This is a genomic window from Deltaproteobacteria bacterium HGW-Deltaproteobacteria-2 (assembly GCA_002840505.1).
Lineage (GTDB): Bacteria > Desulfobacterota > Syntrophia > Syntrophales > Smithellaceae > Smithella.
Genome location: PHBC01000006.1, coordinates 81,728 through 103,838, shown reverse-complemented (window position 1 = coordinate 103,838; position 22,111 = coordinate 81,728). Strand labels below are relative to the sequence as shown.

Genomic DNA, 22,111 nt, shown 5'->3' with positions numbered 1-22,111 from the left:
CTTGTTATAAATCTATTTTTTTGACAAGTATTGAATATGCGATATTTGTCCATAAAGAGATTAGCGGCTATTTACTGCGGATGATTTAATTTTCCGCAGAGTTGTTTCGTCAAACTTGAATCGGAGTTTTAAATAGGGTCCTTCGCCATAATAACTGTCACCGGTCAAATCTTCATCAAACCGGTCGAAACAATAACCGAGAGAGAGCCAGAGTTGATCAATAACCCTGTAGCCAACTTCGGCAGAACCGCCATGGAGTCTGGTATTGGTCAAATGAGACGTCAGCATACGGTATTCCACTCCAACATCAAACCTGTCTGTTAAATCATAAAGTATTCTGGCTGCAACTAAATCCGTATAAGAGTTAAAGCTGTCATCTATCTCCAGTTTGCCCGCATATTTACCCATTAGTTGTATTTTCGGATTGAACTGATAAACTCCTTCCGTGGAAACAATAAACGAATTTATTGTATAATTGGGCGATGAAGCCGATTGCCTGTTATATTTATATTCTATCTTGCCCAGAGCGTTGAAACGATCATTGTCAAGCGGACGATAGGCCAAGCCTACGAGGAAACGTGATGTGTGATTATCACTACTACCGTTCTTTTCCAGGAAATACCGTTCACGTAAAAGCAGCGAATAATCGGGGTTAAGCTTGTAAGCAGATGAAATTTCCGCCAGATACGAACTCTTGTCACCGTCAATCTCGTTTCTATGTTCCAATCTGCCGGTGAGTTTGAAATCTTCCTTGGGTAGATATTCCAGTCCTACGGCAGCAGCATAGGCATCCGGCTGATTCGGATTTTTCTGACCGCTCAATGTTGTCAGATATTCCCCGGCAATATTAGCAGTGACTCCTTCCATAACCTGCAATTTATTTTTCAACCCAATGACCTGCTCATTACGGTAACCGGCGGAACCATCGGCCAGACGGTATTCCGTATAAGCTGTGGTATTCTTGACAACCTGCGATTCTGCACCGATTAACGTGCGGGTCTGTGTGCCATCCTGATATTTCGCATATTCTTCACGAATATATAATTTATTCGATTTGTTTAACTGATAATTCAGTCCACCCTGACTTAAGAAATAACCATTCCCGCCAATATCCTGTTTGTGACTGAGAGAAAGAGATAGATCTTTTAGAAGTTCTCTTTCTATCGCAAGTTTTAGGAATGTCGCGCGCTCCGGTGTCTCATAGGAATTAAAGAAAGGAACTCCGTTGAGCAGTCCCCCTGGAGTATACGGAATTTGCGCCGGCGTATCGGTTAGATTGTCGGCAGTTTCATGAGCCAGTTCCGCGCTGACCATGGTTTTAGTAAATTTCTTAGTCGCACCAACTGAAGCCAGCAAGTGCGATGAATTGTTAATCCTGTCTTTTTCATCCAGATATTTGGCCTTCATCGTTAATGTCGGCTGAATTTCATAAGCGGCCTCCAGACCGATCTTGCTTGTGCCGCGGACCGCGTCAGACGCCGATGGATTGCTGAAGTAATCGCTCAGATCGCGATAGTAACCTTTCAGCATCAGTTGTTTCAGTGGTTTACTTTCCAGATCAAACGACCAGCCTTCTCCATCCTGGGGCACATAAGAACTGCTTATATCAAACAAACCGCGTGTTCGGGCATATTCCGCCTTCAGAATAGTAGAACCAGGCAACCTCAAAGTTACGTCACCGCCAAACAGGTTGTAATCACTGATGGAATTTTCTTCTACTATGCCGGTAGCTCCGACTTCCAATTGGTCTGTAATTTTGTAGGCGCCACGTCCTCCGTAAATATAATATTGATCACCATCCTGCCGACTCTCGTAGGTGGTCACTATATAAAGAGGATTACCGTCAGAATCATAACTGGGAATAGCGACATTGAAAAGAATTGTGCCCAGACCATAATCAATTTCGTAGTCAGAACCCCGCGATTTGAGTTCTCTGTTCAGAACACGATCAGGCTGCAGGCGATCACGCGTTTCGATAACCACACGTTCCGAGCCATCGATAATTTGATAATGAGTCAGATAATAATAACCGGATATGCCCTTGCCGGGTAGTGTATCAATAAACTGGCCTTGATCAGTATGCGTTCCGAAAGAACGCAGACGGAATTTTTCTGTATTGACTTCAAACTTAAGTCCGTTAAAGGATCGAGTATATGCGCTAAGTTTTGTTTCTGTAAGGTCAGTACGATAGTCTCCGTAGAGCAGATAAGATTTGCCCTTTTCCAACTTGACATAAAGATTTTCACGGGAAAGAGCTTCATAACCAACCTTGCTTTCATCGCCGTAAATCGGATACTTCTCTTCCGTATCGACGCGGGTATCCGACTCTCTGAACAGTTCGTCTGTTCGCTTCTTGTCGGAGTCATAGGCGGCGGTAAGGAGAACATCCTTATAAATATTTCCTTTCAGGAAGAAAGCCCCGCGCCCGTTAAGGTATGTTCCATCTCCGAAAGTTGACCTGTGTTTAAGATAACTCAAATCACCTGACGAATTGCCGTGTCCTAGTACAATTTCTCCTATACCAACGACAAACATCGGGCGCAGATGCGGAACAAAATAAACATCAACAGATTTATTCAGGTCATTTATCTGTACATTAATCTTAGCGCTTCCCGTCTCACGAGGTGCGATAATTGTAAAATGAGCTATGCCGGCCTGACACATAATCTGATGCCCGTCATTGGCCGGGTCGGCGTCTTTTTCCTGTATTTCACCGGCTGTCACATCCACTGTAATAGCGGCAGCATAAGGGACTATATGTCCCCTGCTGTCCTCAAGGGAAACATTGACTGCAATCTTTGACAGTCCATCGGCTTCAGCTTCGGTCCTATCTGTATTTATGACAACCTGCGTCGGTTCACCTGTGGCTTCCACCCGGATCTGTTTTTTGCCCCGTTCAATACCGAATTGATCTTTGATCTCGGCGGTTATAATATTTTCTTCACCGGCTATGAGCCGTATATCCACAAACTCATAAATCACTACATGGCCAAGCTCATATTTGATCTGTTTGCCTATATGGTTTTTATCTACTATTCCTCCGTTAACAGACAGGGTCAAAGACGTGTCCGTGGAAGCTTTGACCAAAACGCGAATATTTTTCCTTCCGGATATGGAATTATCAATAGGGCTGAGAAATTCCAGATCAGGAGTCATCTTCATTATCTGTTTTTCCAGAGGAAGTTCCAAAACTTCTTCTTTGGCGGCCTGATCATTTGCAACCGGTGTTTCTTTCCGGGCAGTGGCAAGTTCCGGCTGTGCAATTTTTTCATCTTTTGATGAACCAGTCTGAAACACTTCTGCGCTGGCCGGACTCGATGAAGTCACTTCTTTACTATTTTCTAGAGTTGTTTCGTTTGCTTTTTCGTGTTCTTTTTCTTTTAGCCCCGCAGAAACCACCGGTGGTGTTATTTCCGTTTTCTTTACCGGTGAGGTTAATTCAAGATCATCATTCTCTGCATCCGGAGCGGATGGCGCGCTGATCAGCGTTGCTGCTTCTCGCTGTGTCTCTTCTACTTTCCGGTCTGATTGTTCGATGACCGTCGTGGTTTTCTCTTTTACTTCCGCCACAGTTGCAGGTTTATCCAAAGATTCAAAATTTTTCTTATCCACGGCAAAATTGGCCTTAAAGAGTCCGCTTGGCTTCATATCAACGAACTGGGAAGTACCACTGTGCATAAATCGGTTGGAAAGCGGCTTCGGAATCATGCCCTTCGGCAGGCTCGTTTCGTCGAGACGCAGAACATGCGTTCCCGGGACTACTCCGGTGATCGAGAATTTGCCGCTTTTATCCGTAATCACACGTGTCCCATCTTCGAGATACAGTGCCACATCAGGAATACCGGTATTCTTTTTCGCCAAGCCGTCGCCGTCTCGGTCAATAAACACTCGACCGATAATTGTACCTTTGCTGGTGAAAACACCTTCGGTTATTTTTATCTCCACGAAAGCCCTGTTGGAGACAATCGTTTTCCCGAGGCTTGTGCCTGAAGCTGTTACTGTGTTGATTCCTGTTCCCATCTGGGCATCAGGTCCCACAACAGCCCTATAAGTTATTTCTAATGATTTATTGGGAGCAAGGCCGGAATTGCTCCATGTAAAAGTCCTGCCGCTGGAAACTTTTGGATCGGCTGTGGCGTTTCCATTGATTAACGAAGAAGTACTGATATAAGAAATGCCGTGAGGCATGACATCAGAAACCTTTATGTTCGTAACGGGAGCATCGCCCTTGTTCTCCAGCTTTAAAGTATAAATAACAAGATCGCCGATAGCGGCTGATGTTTTATTTACTGTTTTAGTAATAACCAGTCTTCCCAGGGGAGGATCAACCGGAATATCACGAATAAGAGCAGGATCACCTGCGCTCAAAGTGAATTTATCACCCCGGGAACCATTGCCGATCGTAAATCCTGCAGGCAAATCGGCATCGGAAACAGCCGAAGGGAAAGTGTAACCTGCCGGAGGTGTTACCTGGTAACAATAATCTCCTGGCGAAACCAGAGGAAATGCGAATTTGCCGTCTGCTCCTGTTACTGCCGCAGGATTGATCTGACCGGGAGGCAAAGAAGGCCAGCTTGTCAGATCGCACGAATTGTTAATGTTGTTCCAGTTTCTCAATGTTACCACAGCGCCCGAAACCGGTGTACCCTTAATGGAATCGAATACAACACCAAGTGGATCGATCAGGGCTGAAACACTGGAAACCGGTGAAGCATCAAGCGAGTCAGTATATGTGGCCTGAATTCGGGAGTTGCTGGCAACGCTTAAAGTGCCATCGTTTGGTGCTGACGCGCTTGAAGAACTATGCGCAGAACCACAGAAAGTTCCCGTGTTGGAACCGGTTTCCGTAAGTATTACATTTTCTGCGTCCCCTGTTGCAGAATCCGTCAGAACAACCGTAACCGTCTCAGCAACTGCCGGATTAATGTTTTGATCCAAATCAGTTACCTGAATATAAATTGTGTCGCCGCTTGCGTATCCTATAACCGTCTGACCGCCACAAGCGTTCAAAAATTGCATCTGTCCCGCTGTTCTGGCATTTACGCCGGAAACAGCCCTAACCGTCTGAGGCGCCATTTCGTTGGATGTGGCAGTAGCGGTATTCTCAATCAATTGTCCCTGCGTCAGAGTTTTATCTACATTGACAGTTAAAGTAACCGTCTGTTCCTGTCCTGCTGCCAGATCACCGATGTTCCAATTCACCTGCCGGTTGCCGGCCACGGGGATACCGCCGCCGGAGGCGGATACAAAGGTTGTTCCCACCGGAAGAGGATCACTCAACACAATGCCTGTAAGAGGAATTGTGCCCGCATTTTTAACTTGCAGGGTGTAGATTAAATTATTTCCCGCGCGCGCCGGATCGGGGGAATCTATCTTCAACAGCATCAGGGATTGAGATGAAACAACTGTAACGACGGCGTTGGAGGCTTTCGTCTGATTCGTGCTGATTATCGAAGCCTGATTTGTAATCTGCTGGCCGGAAGTCGCCAGAGGAGACACATGAACCTGAAAAGTCAATTCTCCTCTACTTCCCGCCGTCAGATCACCTATATCCCAGGTTAAGGCGCCTCCACTGAGAATTCCCGGGGCAGTAGCGGAACCTGCCACGTAGGCCGTGCCCGGGGGAATCTGGTCGGTAACACGAACTGTTTGCGCTGTCTGATTACCGATATTACGATATGACAAACTATAATTAATAGTGCCGTTGGGCGCTACCGCGGATGGAGCGCCGGATTTTTCCAATACAATATTGGATCCTAAGCCGACTGTTGTCGTCAGGGTTGACGTCCCCGTAATACCTTCTGATGAATTGATGGAGGCATTATTGACAATAGAAGCACCGGCATTAAGATCCGCCTGAACCTGTACCGTAACTGTCAGGTAAGCACCTGTTCCTGAAGGCAGATTGCCGATATTCCAGGTAACAGTGCTAGTTGCCGCCGAATAGATGCCGCCTGCTGAAGCACTCTGAAAAGTCACATTTACCGGTAGTGTATCAACCACCGTAACACCCGTGGCTGAAGTGTTGCCTGTATTTTCGTAGCGCAGAGTATAGGTAAAGACAGCGCCTGGCGCAACAGGATCGGAATCGGCTGTTTTTTCAAGCTTAAGGAACGGAGCACCGGAAATAGGGAATGAAACTTCATTACTTGTCGTAGACAGAGGATTCCCGTTAGCATCACCGTATTGAACGGTGGCCTTGTTGACAATAGGCGTGCCCGCGGGAGGGCTCAACGCCATTGCGCCCGCCGTCCATAAACTAAGGACAAGAGCGAAAGCAATTGCCAAGAGCCTCCCCCGCGGGAAGCCGCTTTCTGCTATATGGTGCAGAAAAGCCTTCATGCGGAAATCCTTACCTTCAAAAAATCTTCATTTTTATCAGTTAACTGTTACTTTAAATTCAACGACCCAGGTACCGGTAGCACCTAAATTTAAGTTACCCGAGCCGCCTACAATAACGGCATTAGAACCTGAATCGTAACGCCCACCGTCTCCATCCGTTGCGTCAGTACGCAAAGTCAGAGAGCTGGTGGTCGCTCCTGTCTTGATGGATCCTGCCACGTATGTTGTGTGCGCGGGTATAAGATCGGTAATCACAAGTGCTGTAGCTGTGCCGTTACCAGAATTGGTAGTCGTTACCTGATAGGTTATGACTGATCCTGGAACAAGAATGCAGGGAGAACCATTAGTCCCGTCAGTTGGTGTGCAGGTCGCTCCGCCTCCCGGTGCCCCAACAGCAGTGATTGCCTTGGTCATGGACAGGACCGGAGCCTTGACCGTTGTCGTAAAGGACAACACATCTGTCTTTGTCGGGTCGAAGACAGAAACTCCGGAAATCGTCAGCACATCCGTTGATCCATTCGCTGTTCCTGGCGGAATAGTCACTACTGCCAACAGATCGATATGACCGTATTGGACCAGGGTTCCGGTATCAATTATGCCGTCCGCATTTGTGTCGGTCAGGACAACATCGCCATCCGTTCCGGGAATACCGTTGCCGTCAACATCATACCAGATTACCCATGTCCAGCCGGATGTGGAAGCGGTAGTCAGGTTGATCTTGTCATCGGCATTTCCGTTATTCGTCGCCATAAAGGGGTAAACAATCTGATCGCTAGGATTACCTGTCTTGTTTGTGGCTGTGGTAGATAAATCTATCCCCGCCAATGTAGCAACAAGTACAGTGTCACCGTTACTCTGCACGGATGCGGTATAGCTTCCGGTAGAGTATGTTGCCGAAGCCTGGTTGGTTATGGCAGTGCCTGAAGGAACACCGGCATTGACCGTAACTTTAATCCTGACATAATAAGTGTAGTTATGTCCGCCAGGCAGATTGTAAGGACTTGGATCACTATTGCCCGGGATCCTGATTCTATGATTCGCCGAATCATAGCAGGGATCCGGTCCATCGTTGCAAGCATCATTCCTTGGCGAAAAATCCGCGTCACCGGGAGCCTTAATTTCAATTGAACCCGGTTTGAACGTAACATTCGTCGGCAGGATATCCTCTGCATTTATGGCCAGCGCATCACCTGTGCCCGTATTGGTCATTGCCACTGTATAAGTAATTTCATCGCCGGGCTTTACGTAAGTAGGATTACCCGTCGGGGTATGACTCTTCACCATGGAAATTGTCGCCGCCTGAACAGTGGATGTGTATGTTCCGGTTGCCGTCTTCGTCGGATCAAAGTCGGACGCTGTGGTTATGGTAATAGTATTATATTGGCTATCGAGTAACCCGCTCGGCGGAACGGTTACTTCTATAAGTACATCATAATCGTCATCAGGAGCTATGAGAACTGCAGCTCCTCCCGTGGTAACCGTCTTGTAGGTCTTCGATCCCGGTGAAGTTTCCGTAAGAAGAATATCTCCCGCATCGTAGACGTGATTATTGTTAATGTCATAGAACATCCTGACCTGTGTGGGATTCCAGTCACCGGAAGAAACATAGCTGAATGTCTGACTATCCGGCCCGTTACCATGGTTGAACAGTTGAACCAGATAGTAGATGACATCACCATGTTTGACAGCCTGTGAACCAGTTGGAGGATCAACGGCCACAGCTGCCACCTGAGAGACTGTCATTGACACCGTATTGGAGTAAACACGGGTCATGTCATTTCCGTTAGCGTCCTTGTAATCACCGTACGCCTGATTGGTAATGGCCGTCCCCGCCACAGTTCCTGCCGCCATTACAGGCGGCGCCGCAATGACTGCCATAAACAGCATCGCGACAATGGTTAAAAATAATTTCCGCATGATTTTACCTCCTTAAAATTATTCTCATTTAAACCTGTTTTTCGACTAAACATTTCTTTTCAGTTGCCTGTTATTTTACAGTCACCTTAAAACTAACCCGGCCGGACTGACCCGAAGCGACTGGTTTTTTGATCATCCATTTGATATGCGTATACCTCTCCACCGAAACCGGCTTTTTTTCTAAAGAACCATCCGGCTTTCTAATTTGCGTTTCTATCGGCGGTGTCTGCCAGGTACGGCCGTTATCCGTACTGTACATGATTTCGGCATCTCTACCTTCGGCCGTATCCGCGATGTAGCGCACGCCTTTAGGGATGGGATCAACAATCACCGCATCCAAGACAGATCCCTTACCTACATTGCTGTAGGTTATTGTATAGACCACAACATCACCGGGGCTTGCCTTATCGATGGGAATCCTTTTTGTCGTCACCTTCCCTTCTTTTCTTACCCTGACCTCCTTTTCTGCTGTCGTCTTTAGATCCAGCTTGGTGTTTTGCTGTTGGGCATAAGACACCCCGGCAAGGAAAAATATTGAAGTCATCAAAACGATGGACATTAAAATCTTTCGGCTCCATAAAACTTTCATATGCATCAACCTCCTTTAAAAACCGTTATTTTATATATTTATAATTACTCCCTTTCGTTTTAAGGATAACTCTCAATTAATTTTTACTTTGAAATAGACCTTGCTTTCGTCAGTACCGGAGTCAGCAACACCGTCGTCACCGGCAATAGTGGTAATGTTAAAAATTACGTTTGAACCGCTCATGTGACCTGCATCGGCATCATCCGCATCGGTAAGAGCTGTGGCTGTTGCGTAAGTCGAAGAGGCGTTTCCGATTTTGAGACTTCCTGCTACATAGGTTGTATTCAGAGGAACCGTATCGACGATGACAAGATTTATCGCAGTGCCCACACCCAGGTTTTTGTAATGGATTGTGTAGATGACTTCCGTTTGCGGCTGGACAGATGAATGATCCGCGCTCTTGACCAGACTAATGGCGGGCGTCAGGGATATAACATATAAGGAATCCGCTCTGACCTGGTTTTGATTGAAAGAAGCATCTATACGGTCAATATATTCAACATTCACCGTCGCGCCAGGCGTGACCTGCAGAATACCATCACCGGAGACGGCGGCACCGGACTGTGTGGTAATCGAACCGGTAAAAATCCCCGTATTGACGCCTGTTTCCGTAAGTGTAACCACGGACGAATCGCCGCTGGTCGCGGAAAGAGTTACGGTAACAGTCTGCAGAGTATTTCTATTGTAGTTCACATCACCATCAATGACCTTGATGAAAATGGTATCGCCAGCTGTAATCTGCACAACATCGCCGTTTCCCGCGAGATCAGCTACAAATTTTACGGAACCGGTTGTAGGAGTCGTTCCTAAAGGAGTTACGACATCAGAAAATCCCGCATAAAGGTCAGAACCGCCGACCAAATCTGCTGCCAGGCTGTTCGCGTTATTGGATGAACCGAAAAAAAGCCTCAAAGGGGAATAATCCGTAAGGCCGGTTGCCGATTTAAAAGTAGAATAAGGAAATCGCCAGTCTAAAAAATAATCTGCGTCACCATTAAAAGACGTGCCAGCCGCAGAAACCTGATAATTTCCTGATAAAGAAATTGAAGATTTAAGAATCTCAGAACTGTCCGACGGATCACCCAGTGTACGTTGAGAAGTATTTTGCCACAAGCCGATTACTTCCGTCTGGGAGATTCCGTCAACCATGATAAGCCATTCATAGTTACCGGAGTTCAGATTAGTATCTAGTTCGACACCCCAGCCGTAAGGCTGAAGCAATCCCTGACCTCCAGTTCCTGTCGGGTCTTTATCCAAACGTAAGCGAAAATAAATGTAGGTTCAGTCATTAAAGATGTAGGCCGCCGGATTTGTCGAATCGGAAACGACATTTCTGGAACCACTGGCATCTCCGTTGGGATCCTGCAAATAAACACCGCCTTTATATACGGGAACCCACTCGCCACTCGCGGGCCAGGCGTAGACATGACCAGCCAAAAGAAACGTGATGAGAAATGAAACTAAAATAATGCGACAAAAGAAAATGGCTATTTTCGATTTACCGTTTATCGACATTTTATTGGGAAAAAGCATGAGGGTCGTTTTAATCATCATTCACCTGAAGTTATAAGAATCAAAATTTTATGATTAAAAATAATTGCTCGTTATCAGGCCGGTTTGTTCAAAGAACCGGTTTTATTTTTACGAACGACGTTTTGACGACGGCTTCTTTTCCTTTTCCGCACAAACTGGACAAATACCGTAGAAATTAACTTCGCTGTCTTTTATAATGAATCCCTGCCTGTGTTCATCGGAAACTCCTAGGTGCAAAGGAAGATGTATATCTGCTATCTCGCCGCAGATACTGCAAATAAGATGAGCGTGTGGTTTGACCTTTTGATCGTATCTTTTGTGACCTAAATTCGTAATGGCCAATTCGCGAACGATACCCTTTTTTTTCATCAGAGACAGCGTGTTGTAAACTGTGGCCAGAGAAATCATACCGTTTTTTTGAGAGACGGCCTCATAAATTTCCCTGGCAGTTGGATGAGATGTGTTGTTTTTAAGATAATTAATAATGGTTTTTCTTTGAGGTGTTTTCATAAAAGACCATTTAAAAATTATTTTTAACTTGGATTTAGAATAATTCTAAATTGTCAATAAGTCAAGATTGTTTAATGAATTTTATGGTTTACCAAGATTTTATTACAAAATCCTAGTTTAATCACTAAAGCAATCTTAACACAGTTAAGTATTTAATATTTTTAATAATAATGATTTTGCGTAATATGGTAGGCGTTTATATGACTTAAAGTTAAAAATTTATCTTCACTTCATCTTTAGAAAACGTCCGGCTAAGCGGGTAATACGCCGGTAAACAGGAAGTGAAGCGTTTATTTTTGCCAGAGACTCTCTGGCAGCTTTTTCTCCCGTCTTAACCAGATCATCTATCCGACTGAAATCCATCCAGTGAAGATCTCCAACCTGTGGACGGATGATAACATCCGCGCTCTCCAGTTCACTGGCCTGAAGAGCACTGCTCGTAATTTCTCCCGCCCGATACAAAACATCCTTTCCCGTTTCAATATTAATGAATGCAGGTTGTTCACGATCCACCGTTACGGCAATGACAACATCAGCTCCCGCCTCTCGCGCAGCATATACGGGAACTACACTGGTAATGCCGCCGTCGGCAAGAATCCATTCACCATGCCGAACCGGTTCAACCGCTCCCGGAACGGAACAACTTGCCAGCACCGCTTGACGCAGTGATCCTTCAAAAAAGACGATTTTTCTGCCGGTAATCAGATCCGTAGATACGGCACGGAAAGGAATTTTTGTTTCACGAATATCTATATCGGGAATAAAATAGTTAATTAAAGATTGGAAATCACCGGTAGGAAGCACAGAAGGCTTGAAGAATGCTTTGACAAACCAGAAACTGTTCAGGACAATGTTTTTCGCCTTTTTGAAAATATTTTTGTTTTCCGGCGAAAAGGTCTGGCCTACTGTTTTAAGGGTTGAAGCTTCAAATTCAGGACTGCGAAGATAAGCGTCAATTTTAGATTGAATGTCCCTGAGCGATTGACCGCTGGCATACGCACCACCGATCAAAGATCCGGCACTTGTCCCCACAATCAAATCGATAGGAATGCCATCTTCTTCCAGAACATTAAGAACGCCGATATGAGAAAAGCCCCGGACACCGCCTCCGCCCAAGGCAAGGCCAACTTTTTTACCTGTCCATTTCATAATATTCCGATTACAATTTCCCTGACTGTAATCAATATACTCAAATTCAAACTGGTGGGCGATGTGAGACTCGAACTCACGGCACCTGGCTTCGGAGGCCAGTACTCTATCCAACTGAGCTAATCGCCCACGCCTCGAACTTCTACACTATCTAAGTTCAATGTTCAATCAATAATCACAATATTTTTGATAAACGATGCATTTTTACAGGCAAGGGCAAAACAGCTTTTTAAGCTCCGGATGAATTACCACTTTGTCTTTTTGATGTATGATCTTTCCCTAAATAGAAATTGATCCAGGATGAGGTTTGATAAAGATCCCAGTTGCAGGGCTCGACAATACCTTTATCCAGTTGCGCTTCCTCTTCGTGTTTCTTCAACCGGGCATAGGCCCGGACATAAACACATTTTTTCTTCCCGGGATAGACTTCGCACCATCCTTCAAAACTTCCGCCACATGCTCCGTTACGCTGGTTCTTCGGGCATTGCGACATCGGACACAGGTAAGCTACATCTATTAGGGCGCAGTCTCCGCAATCCTTGCAGTCAAAGATGACAACCTTGGTCCAGTGTTCCAGTTTATGAAAAATGCTCTCTATTTTTGTTCCTGCCACTTTTCCGCTCAGTCCCTTCATGACGCCGTAAAGTTTCTTCCCCGGCTCGAACATGAGGTTATGGACGAATCGCGAAAAGCCATAGGATAATCCAACTGTCGCATCGAGCGGCCGTGAGTGTCGCGTCGTCGGCTTATCCAGATTGAGGCCGCTTTTGGAATCATGTTCATAGTAATAAAAACCTCCGGGAATCGGATAATCAAAGTACTGGATTAAATCTCTCCATTTAGAGGTCAGCGCTTCACCCTGCAAAATAATATTTTCTACCTGTTCATATTTGATATTGTGACCGCCGATATGAACACCGCTGAAGCCCATCCCTTTCATGATCGCATACATCCTTGCAGCGCGTAGGATTCTGGCCCCTTCTCCTTTATCGGAATCATTTCGCTCCCGCTCCAGTTCCGCCAGAAGTTTATCTGTAACGACGGAACCAGGCAGTTCATTACGATTCATCATTTTGGCCGCACCATACGGGAGAATATAAATATTCCCGATAAGCGGTAAGTTGAAACCGCTTTGTTTCATAAAAAGAAACACTTCATGAATTTTTCGGGCATCGTATCCCAGCTGCGTAACTATGAATTGGGCGCCCGCATCGATTTTCTTTTTCAGTTTATAATACTGGATCATCTGTTCTGCTTCGGTTGCCTTGAAGGGAGAAACGACAGCACCCGGGAAAAAATCGCTGGGTTGATGACGGATATTACCCTTGACTCCCGGATACGTAAGCCCCTTATTCATATCCGACATTAGTCGTAGAGTATGGATCGGATCCAAGTCAAAAACCGGCGCAGGTCTTCCACAGTAACCTGACACCGGGTAATCACCGCTCATAACCAGAATATTCCTGACTCCTGCCCTATCCAGAGCATAAAGCTGACTTTCGATCTGATTGCGATTTCTATCTTTGCAGGTAAAGTGGACGAGTGGTTCGATACCCAGCTTCACAATTTCACCACCCATAAAATCTGCGGACATAGCTGGAGTTCCGCCCGGATTATCCGTCAGGGTAAGGGCACATATTTTTCCGCTTTCAGCGGCCTGTTTGGCTAGGCTCAGGGTTTTTTCCTGAACCGATTCTTTTGCGCCTCTCCCCGGTACTAATTCCCAGGTTACCGGAAACACGGACGGATTCAGCAAAGCTTCTTTAAAAAGATTTTTCCGCATAGATATTATCAGTTATCCATTTTTAATTTTATTTGCTCAGAAAATGACACTATCAACAAAGCTTGTCAATATCTTTTCTATCTAACAGTTGCAGTTCCTCAACAAATTTGCTATTTTTCATACATGATGTGCAAAGGAAACAATATTATAAAGAAATATACTTATTTCCTGATAACTCTAATCTTAAGTTTTATTTCCACCAATTGCTATGCCTCTATAGAAATATTGAATGTTCGTCATTGGGCCGCACCGGATCATACACGAATTGTTCTGGATGTGGATGGCGTGCCTGCTTATGAAGTTAAAGAGAGTGAAAATCTTCTCGTTCTGAATTTCAAGGAATCATCAATACATAAGTCAATACCCGCTAAGGTTATCATTAACCAACCGGGAATTAAAAAGATAATTTTTCATCACACTGACGAAGATATGGTTGAGATCGAATTCTTTCTGGATAAGCACCAAAAAGTTGAAGTTTTTAAATTAAAAAAATTCCAGGATAAGCCTGACCGGGTTGTCGTGGATATTATTTTGGAACAAATTCTCAAAGAAGAAAAGATAACTGACCGGCTACCGGAATCCAGACAGAAAAAAATAATTGTTATTGATCCAGGACATGGCGGTGAAGATCCCGGGGCGATAGGGAAAAAAAGAACCTATGAGAAGAATATTGTGCTTTCAATCGGCCGTGAAATCAAAAAAGCAATTAATAAAATTCCCGGTTACCGCGCAGTCCTGACTCGTGATGGCGATTATTATGTTTCTTTCAAAAAGCGTCTGCAAAAAGCCAAAAATCTCGGTGCCAGCCTTTTCATCAGTGTTCACGCGGACGCGGCCAGGAGCCGTATCGCCAAAGGCAGCTCTGTATATTGTCTTTCTACCGGCGCAGCCAGTAATGAAGCCGCAAAACTGCTGGCCAAAAATGAAAACTTATCGGATATCCTTGGTGGTGTACTCGACAGCGAAGGGAATAATGAATCTAATCAAATTATAATGAACATGTTTCAAACCAATACAATCAATCTGTCGAAAATTTATGCGGGTATTTTAATGAAATACCTCGATGCGGTTAATTGTTTAAAATATGAAAGTGTTCAGGAAGCGCCTTTTCGCGTATTAAAATTACCGGATATTCCGGCAATATTAGTCGAAACAGCATATATATCCAATCCCGATGAGGAAAATTTGCTCAAAAAAAGAAGTTTCCAAACGACGCTGGCAGAATCCGTAGCATCCTCAGTAGAAGAATATTTATCAGGCGAGGCCATCGCTCCTAAAAGCGACAAAGAGTCAAGAACAACTTATTATAAGGTAAAACGCGGTGACACGCTTTTTTCGGTAGCGGCACTTTTTAATACCAAAGTTGCAATCCTTTTAAAGCTTAACGACATGAAACTGGAAGACACGCTTTTTGTAGACCAAAAGATCATTGTGCCTGCGAATAAAGACGAAGATAATGAAAAGATAAGTAGTACAGCACAAGACAAAAAGGACAAGTCTTATGGTAGAAAAAAGGCTTTCAGAATTTATACAGTTAAAAAAGGAGATACTCTTTTTCTTTTAGCGACAGATAATTCAATAACAGTGCAGGAATTACTCAGAATAAACAATATGAAAAGCACTGATCCGTTGTTATATGGAAAAAAGATAAAGCTACCTGAAAAAGCAGGAAATATTTGATGAAGTATATAAAAAAATTCATCGCATTAAATATTATCATATTTATTTTCTGTCTAACGTCAGTGATATCAGCCAACGCCGCCGGATTTATTTTTAGTTGGCAACCTTTTATCGCAGATGCTGCGTTGACATTAGACAACCCCGATAAGAAAATTTTAATAAATAATTTATCTGTTGCAGATATAAACATACCTATTTCTGAAGATTCCAGAGATATATTCCCCTCATCTGCTGATCAAGATAGCATCGCAAAACAAAAATCAGAAAAAAAGTTCCTGTCAGGCAACATTAAATTTACTTTTTACCAGATAAGCGAGTTTATGCCGGATAGATACGAAAAGTATACTAACAGCGAAGATGAACAATTATCAAAAATTACAAATGCCATGACATCTTTGATATATGGTGATTCGAAAATTAAATCATTGGAAACAATTGGCAAAATAATTGAACCGCAGGTAAATTTATATTTCGAATTTTAAAAGTATTTTTGTTAAATTACACAAAATCGCATCAATCTGACGTTCCCCGATAAACCCTCTTAATTCTATAATCAGAAACTGCACGGCTGATAGCCGGTAGCCAGCGGTTACCCCGTTCCAGTAATCGCGAGATGCGTCCGGGAATGATAAGATAACGATCACGCATGATGCCGGTAAAAACTTCGTCGGCTACATATTCGATCGATAAAACAGAGGCAGTATGAGCCATTTCACGATTTTCTGCCGTACGGTAGGTGTTAAGATCATCCACCATTGGCGAATCGAATTCGGGAGGACAAACCAGTTGAACCTTAATATTCATTGGCTTTAGTTCGCAACGCAGGGTTTCTGAAAGACCGACAATAGCGAATTTTGAAGAACAGTAAGCGGTATATCCGAAGCAGCCAAACTTACCACCTAATGAAGCGATATTGACGATTCGGCCTCCGCCCTTTTTTTTAAAAAACGGTAAAACCGCTTTAATGCAATTAAGCGTACCAAAATAATTAATGTCCATGACTGCACGAAAAGTTTCAGACGACAGTTTTTCAAAATAGCCTTCTTTTAGAATGCCTGCAGAATTAACCAATATGTCTATCTTGCCCATACTGCCGATAATATCCTTAAATGTTTTTTCAGTTGCAGAAAAATCAGCCACATCGCAGTTGAATGTCGAAACCTTGCTGTCGTTTCCACAAGATTCCAATAGTTCATTCTTCGCCGCCGCAAGCTTTTGCCTATCCCGGGCAACGAGCGCGACGCTGGCGCCCTTTTTAACAAAACGCTGCGCTAAAGCCTTTCCCAGTCCACTCGAACCACCCGTGATAACAACAACCATGTTTTTAAACATATCACCTCTCCGTTATAAATTTTAAATTCTATTTTCACCTCGCTATAATAAAGATAAATATAGATCAACCATATTAATTGACTGTCAATGTCTTTATTAAATGATGACGGACCAGGTTATTAAAATTTTTTATAATTAACAATGACCACGACACATATGTGTTTAATTCCCACGTGCCTGCGCCTGTTTAATCGCGTTGGCCATACCCAGTTCGTACATCAGCTTTCTTCCCACTACTTCCGTGGGAGCGAAACGACGCACGAAATTGATTTCCGCGTCAGTTGGTCTTTCAGTTTCGGTTACGTTATCCGCCACATTTAAATTCCAGGGAACATCCTTGCGGACACTATCCACGCTCACTCCGTGATGAACCTGGGCAAGATACATTTCCTTTGTTTGCTCATGGAAACGAAAGATACCTTTTGTGGTCAAAAGCATTGTGGGGCCGGAACCGGGCGGAAAAAGCCCTGACTTGTCACGACTGTCGCCGCCTTCAAGATAACCGGGAGAAGTGAAGTAATCCAGTTTATTGACAAACTCTCCACCGCGCATTGTCAGAATGGTACGCTTGGCATAGGAAAGAAAGTCCGGCGCTCCTCCCGCACCCGGCAGGCGCGCCTGGGGATTATAATAATCTCCTACAACTGTAGTGTTGATATTGCCGAACTTATCAATCTGCGCCACACCGAGAAAGCAGACATCCACAAAACCGCGGTAAGTCATGGTGAAGGCGGAAAACAAATCCGTGGCGTAGGAAAAACCGCGGCAGGCGTTGGCGTCCGCGATATGATTGGGAGGAACCAGTGGTTGAAAATCAATGATGCCGGATTCCATCATCAAGGTCGCCTGCGGCGCGTGCAGGGCCTTGGCCATGGCGCCCGCAGTTGTAGGCAGACCAACTCCCAAAATAACATTTTCGCCGTCATGGATTTCGCGCGCGGCTGTTATTATTAGCAGTTCGTCGAGTGTGTATTTTTTAGCCATTGAGTAACCCCCTTTCTTCCAGAATCTTTTCCATTTCTTCCAAAGTTATGCCCATTGTGCGTTCCAGATCATTGTTATCCCAACATGAGACGTAGGCACTGCCGTAGTCAGCCGGCGCCGAAAAATAAGGTTTGGCCTTTATGGCATCCAGTTTCCCCGATCCGTAGGATGCAATATAGTGATCGATATAAGCCTGCCGGTTCGGACAGCCGTAAACCCATTCGTTCATCCATGTTTTCAGGCTGTCACCGGCCATATCCATCAGGAAAAACATCGCGTACATTGTGCGATCGAGATTGTAATATCCCAAAACTTCCGTGGGATGCGCTCCCCATGGCACTTCGACTACCGCGTCCACCCGGTAGGCCGGTATCATGGTCAGATGTGGGCTGGATTGAATAATATCGTGTTCGACAATTTCTTCGCACGAAACTACTATCTTCTTACTGGCAAGCGCCGCGGCCGCTACACTGCCCAAAGCACCCCAATACTGGGCGTTGCCGAACTTGTCCGCTCGCTGGACATGCACAATGCATACATCCGGATTAGCTGCCGGCACAGTCAGTATTTTTTTCCCGGTATAAGGACAGTCAATGACTTTATATTTGTTCTCACCCATAAAGGAACGCTTTTTGAAAAGGTCGGTCACCATAGCTCCTTCCAGCACCTGCATGAATGAAAAACCGTGCATACCGGCCACAAGACGGGCGTTATACTGAAAATTGGTATAGTCCTCCATTAATAATGTTCCGGCTTTCAGCGCGCGTTCCACGGCCGAACCGCCTTCCTTGCCACCGGCACGATAGACATACGTGGATATAAGCCTGTCCACACAGCCCCCTGCTACCAGAACCTCCACATCAAAAACACCGGACTGCGAATAGAGAGTCAGACTTTTTTTCTGTTGGCGGATAACCTCAAAAACAAGTTCGGCACAGGTACCCACTGTGTAGTTGCCAATAACAAGATGATCGCCGTCTTTTACAAAACGGTTGATCGCCTCCTTCGCGCTCATGACTTTATTCTGCACTTTCGCCATTTATACCTCCATAGCGTTTAATTTTCAGTGGCGTTTTTTACAACAATTTAGCTTCTGGAAGAATACTTATACGCTAAAAGAATATGTTTCTAATTATTAGGAATCTTAAGAGAAACATTCATGCATGTCAACGAATTAATCAAGACGTTTTTCTCCTTTTTATATTGACAACATACAACTGAACATGCTACTTAGCCGCTTATTCGTTTTAAGATAAATACTGGCAATATTACTGGAATTTTTCGCTTAAAACACAAGGAGAAAATTGTGACTTTTCAGGAATTAATTTTTGCTCTCGAAAAATACTGGCATTCTCAAGGCTGCGTTATTCAACAGCCCTATGATATGGAAGTCGGTGCGGGCACTTTTCATCCTGCAACCTGCCTGCGTGCACTGGGACCAGAGCCATGGAACGTGGCCTATGTTCAGCCGTCACGCCGCCCTACGGACGGACGCTATGGCGAAAACCCCAACCGTCTACAGCACTATTACCAGTATCAAGTAATCATGAAGCCTTCTCCGGTCAACATTCAGGAACTTTATCTTGATTCGCTCAAGAGTTTCGGCATTGATCCCCTTGACCATGACATCCGCTTCGTGGAGGACGACTGGGAATCTCCAACGCTGGGTGCCTGGGGATTGGGCTGGGAAGTATGGCTCGACGGTATGGAAATCTCGCAATTTACTTATTTCCAGCAGGTCGGCGGTTTTGATTGCAATCCCGTCTGTGCCGAACTGACTTACGGCACTGAACGTATTGCTATGTATATCCAAGGCGTCAACAACGTCTACGATCTCCAATGGACGGATAAAATTAAATACGGCGATGTGCATCACAAAAGTGAAGTGGAATTTTCCACCTACAATTTTGAAGTTGCCGATATTCCGATGCTGCGCAAACTCTTCGATACCTACGAAGAAGAAGCGCTGCGCATAGCTGAAAAAAATCTGGCACTGCCCGCTTACGATTACTGCCTGAAATGTTCGCACACCTTTAACCTGCTCAACGCCCGTGGCGCCATCAGCGTGGCCGAACGTACCAGCTACATCGGCCGGGTGAGAAATCTGGCACGCATCAGCGCGGAATTGTATATGAAACAACGTGAAGAGCTGGGATACCCACTCTTAAAAAGATAATAGAAGATCTGGAGATAAAATGAGTAATGAACTTTTGTTTGAAATTGGCACTGAAGAAATTCCCGCTGGATTTCTATCCAAAGCGATTGTTGATATGGAAGACATTATCCGTAAATCCCTGACGGAAAAACGCATTGCTTTTGAAGGGATCAGGTGTCTGGCCACGCCGCGGCGCCTTGTTCTTTATATCGCCGATTTGTCTCCCCGACAGGAAGATCAGTCTATTGAAAAATTAGGACCGGCGAAAAAAGCAGCCTTTGACGAAAACGGTCAGCCGACAAAAGCCGCTATCGGTTTCGCCAGAGGACAGGGGCTGGAAGTTTCTAAACTGGAGACTATCACAACCGAAAAAGGCGAATATATCGGCGCGCGTAAAACAATTGCCGGACAACCGACAAAAGAACTGCTTCCGGATATTCTCAAAGATTTCATGATGGCTATTCCCTTCCGCAAATCAATGCACTGGGCAGACTACGCTCTGCGTTTCGCCCGTCCGGTCCACTGGATTCTGGCGCTCTACGGCGGTAGTGTTGTTCCTCTGAAGATTGAAAATATCGAAAGCGGCAATACATCTCGCGGTCATCGTTTTATGAGCCCGGCTTCTTTTGCCGTTACCGGTTTTGAAGATTACCTGCAAAAAACCAGAGAAAATTTTGTAATTGCCGATCCTACAGAAAGAAAAAATATAATTCTTGATGAAGCGCAGAAAGCTGCGGCAGAAGTTGGAGGAAAACTTTTTTATACTGACGATCTGCTGGAAACAGTAAGCTTCATCGTGGAATATCCCGTAATAGTGCGCGGCGGTTTCGACGAGGACTATTTAAAAATTCCCAAAGAAGTTCTTACAACGACCATGATCTCGCATCAAAAATACTTCCCCGTTGTCAATAACGAAGGAAAGCTTATTCCTTATTTCATCGCGGTCAGCAACACCAGACCCCGCGACATCACGGTAGTGGCAAAAGGCAACGAAAGGGTCCTGCGGGCACGTCTGGCTGACGCATCTTTCTTTTTTGAGGAAGATAAAAAAGTCTCCCTGGAAGACAGAGTGGAGTCGCTTAAAAAAGTTGTTTTTCATACACTGTTAGGAACATCACACAAAAAGGTCTTACGCTTCCGTAAGCTGGCAGTAAAGATAGCCTCCAAAGTGAAACCCTCCGTTAAGAAAAATGTTGATCGCGCCGCGCTGCTGGCTAAGGCCGATCTGGAATCGCTGATGGTGGGTGAATTTTCCGAACTTCAGGGCATCATGGGGCGTGAATACGCACTTATAGCCGGAGAAACAACGGCAATCGCCAATGCCATCTATGAACATTATTTACCGACTGTCGCAGGCGGTGACCTGCCACAAACAGATGAAGGAGCAATTGTCGGCATTGCCGATAAGATTGACACTATTGCCGGTTTTTTTGGCGTGGGCATGCCGCCGACCGGTACCGCCGACCCCTACGCACTGCGCCGTCAGGCTTTAGGCATCATTAATATTATTTTATCCCGCCGCTATTCTTTAAGCCTGAATTTCCTGATTGACGAAAGCCTTATACAACTCAAGGATGTTCTAAAAAAACCAGCTAATGAGGTTAAAAAGGATATTCTGGAATTCTTCAAAGGACGCCTCCAGAACCAACTTATTACCCAGGGGTACGCTTATGATACCGTAGATGCCGTCTTGTCCACGGATATTGATGAACTTGTCGAGGTTATGGAAAAGGTTAAGGCTCTACAGTCTTTTCGTCAGAATCCTGATTTTGAACCCATTTCCATCGCCTTTAAGCGTGTGGATAATATTTTGAAGGATTTCCAAAACGGTCAGATTGATGTCAACCTGCTTTCCCATGAAGCGGAAATAAAACTCTTTTCTACTTTTGATGATATAAAGACCCGGGTGGAAAAAGGTATAATTGAGAAAGATTTCAGCGCCGCGTTGAATAAACTGGCCGCTTTGCGTCCACATGTGGATGATTTCTTTGATAATGTAATGGTTATGGATAAGGATGAAAAAATTCGTTTTAACCGTCTATCGCTTTTGGCGGAAATATCAGCCCTTTTCCATAAAATAGCCGATTTTTCTAAAATTGTTACGCCAGATTGATTTTTTTCTGATCTCTCCATAAGT

At 44.8% G+C, this 22,111-nt stretch carries 15 protein-coding genes and 1 tRNA gene; 4 read left to right on the top strand and 12 right to left on the bottom strand.

Features of this window, described 5'->3' with window-relative positions:
* Positions 1–60: 60 nt before the first annotated feature.
* The 9 genes from CVU62_12385 to CVU62_12345 all read right to left on the bottom strand — a co-directional run bounded on the left by CVU62_12385 (position 61) and on the right by CVU62_12345 (position 13,823).
* The gene (locus tag CVU62_12385) at positions 61–6,342 is read right to left on the bottom strand and encodes a hypothetical protein (GenBank protein PKN36891.1); all 6,282 of its coding nucleotides are present in this window, start codon (positions 6,340–6,342) and stop codon (positions 61–63) included.
* A 36-nt stretch (positions 6,343–6,378) separates the two neighbouring features.
* Positions 6,379–8,259, bottom strand: a complete 1,881-nt coding sequence (locus tag CVU62_12380; protein PKN36890.1) for a hypothetical protein — start codon at positions 8,257–8,259, stop codon at positions 6,379–6,381.
* Positions 8,260–8,329: 70 nt separating this feature from the next.
* Entirely contained in the window at positions 8,330–8,854 is a 525-nt protein-coding gene (locus tag CVU62_12375; protein PKN36889.1) for a hypothetical protein, read from the bottom strand.
* A 66-nt stretch (positions 8,855–8,920) separates the two neighbouring features.
* Positions 8,921–10,069, bottom strand: a complete 1,149-nt coding sequence (locus CVU62_12370; protein PKN36888.1) for a hypothetical protein — start codon at positions 10,067–10,069, stop codon at positions 8,921–8,923.
* A gap of 60 nt (positions 10,070–10,129) precedes the next feature.
* The gene (locus CVU62_12365; protein PKN36887.1) at positions 10,130–10,399 is read right to left on the bottom strand and encodes a hypothetical protein; all 270 of its coding nucleotides are present in this window, start codon (positions 10,397–10,399) and stop codon (positions 10,130–10,132) included.
* Positions 10,400–10,489: 90 nt separating this feature from the next.
* On the bottom strand, positions 10,490–10,891 hold the full coding sequence (locus CVU62_12360; GenBank protein ID PKN36886.1) for a transcriptional repressor: 402 nt from the start codon (positions 10,889–10,891) through the stop codon (positions 10,490–10,492).
* 225 nt (positions 10,892–11,116) lie between these two features.
* Positions 11,117–12,040, bottom strand: coding sequence for a hypothetical protein (locus CVU62_12355; GenBank protein PKN36885.1), 924 nt, complete (start codon positions 12,038–12,040; stop codon positions 11,117–11,119).
* 52 nt (positions 12,041–12,092) lie between these two features.
* Positions 12,093–12,169 (bottom strand) — tRNA-Arg (locus CVU62_12350).
* A 100-nt stretch (positions 12,170–12,269) separates the two neighbouring features.
* On the bottom strand, positions 12,270–13,823 hold the full coding sequence (locus CVU62_12345) for a methylenetetrahydrofolate reductase (protein PKN36884.1): 1,554 nt from the start codon (positions 13,821–13,823) through the stop codon (positions 12,270–12,272).
* A 123-nt stretch (positions 13,824–13,946) separates the two neighbouring features.
* Here CVU62_12345 and CVU62_12340 point away from each other — a divergent pair, with 123 nt between their 5' ends.
* Both CVU62_12340 and CVU62_12335 read left to right on the top strand, forming a co-directional pair.
* Positions 13,947–15,503: a hypothetical protein gene (locus CVU62_12340; GenBank protein ID PKN36883.1), complete on the top strand. Its 1,557-nt coding sequence runs from the start codon at positions 13,947–13,949 to the stop codon at positions 15,501–15,503.
* Positions 15,503–15,985 carry a hypothetical protein gene (locus tag CVU62_12335; protein ID PKN36882.1) on the top strand — a complete coding sequence of 161 codons (483 nt, stop codon included), beginning with the start codon at positions 15,503–15,505 and terminating at the stop codon, positions 15,983–15,985. The genes CVU62_12340 and CVU62_12335 overlap by 1 nt, the downstream gene beginning before the upstream one ends.
* A gap of 31 nt (positions 15,986–16,016) precedes the next feature.
* Here the strand turns inward: CVU62_12335 and CVU62_12330 are convergent, their stop codons facing one another.
* From CVU62_12330 to CVU62_12320, 3 genes are all read right to left on the bottom strand, one after another.
* Positions 16,017–16,835, bottom strand: coding sequence for a short-chain dehydrogenase (locus CVU62_12330; protein ID PKN36881.1), 819 nt, complete (start codon positions 16,833–16,835; stop codon positions 16,017–16,019).
* Between the two features lie 162 nt (positions 16,836–16,997).
* A complete protein-coding gene (locus CVU62_12325) occupies positions 16,998–17,819 on the bottom strand; it encodes a glutaconate CoA-transferase (GenBank protein ID PKN36880.1) in 822 nt (273 codons plus the stop codon).
* Entirely contained in the window at positions 17,812–18,858 is a 1,047-nt protein-coding gene (locus tag CVU62_12320) for a hypothetical protein (GenBank protein PKN36879.1), read from the bottom strand. Before CVU62_12320 ends, CVU62_12325 begins: the two co-directional genes overlap by 8 nt.
* Positions 18,859–19,125: 267 nt before the next feature.
* On the opposite strand from CVU62_12320, the gene glyQ reads away from it, so the two are divergent.
* Positions 19,126–19,995: a glycine--tRNA ligase subunit alpha gene (glyQ, locus tag CVU62_12315; GenBank protein ID PKN36878.1), complete on the top strand. Its 870-nt coding sequence runs from the start codon at positions 19,126–19,128 to the stop codon at positions 19,993–19,995.
* Between the two features lie 19 nt (positions 19,996–20,014).
* The gene (locus CVU62_12310) at positions 20,015–22,087 is read left to right on the top strand and encodes a glycine--tRNA ligase subunit beta (GenBank protein PKN36877.1); all 2,073 of its coding nucleotides are present in this window, start codon (positions 20,015–20,017) and stop codon (positions 22,085–22,087) included.
* Positions 22,088–22,111 lie beyond the last annotated feature (24 nt).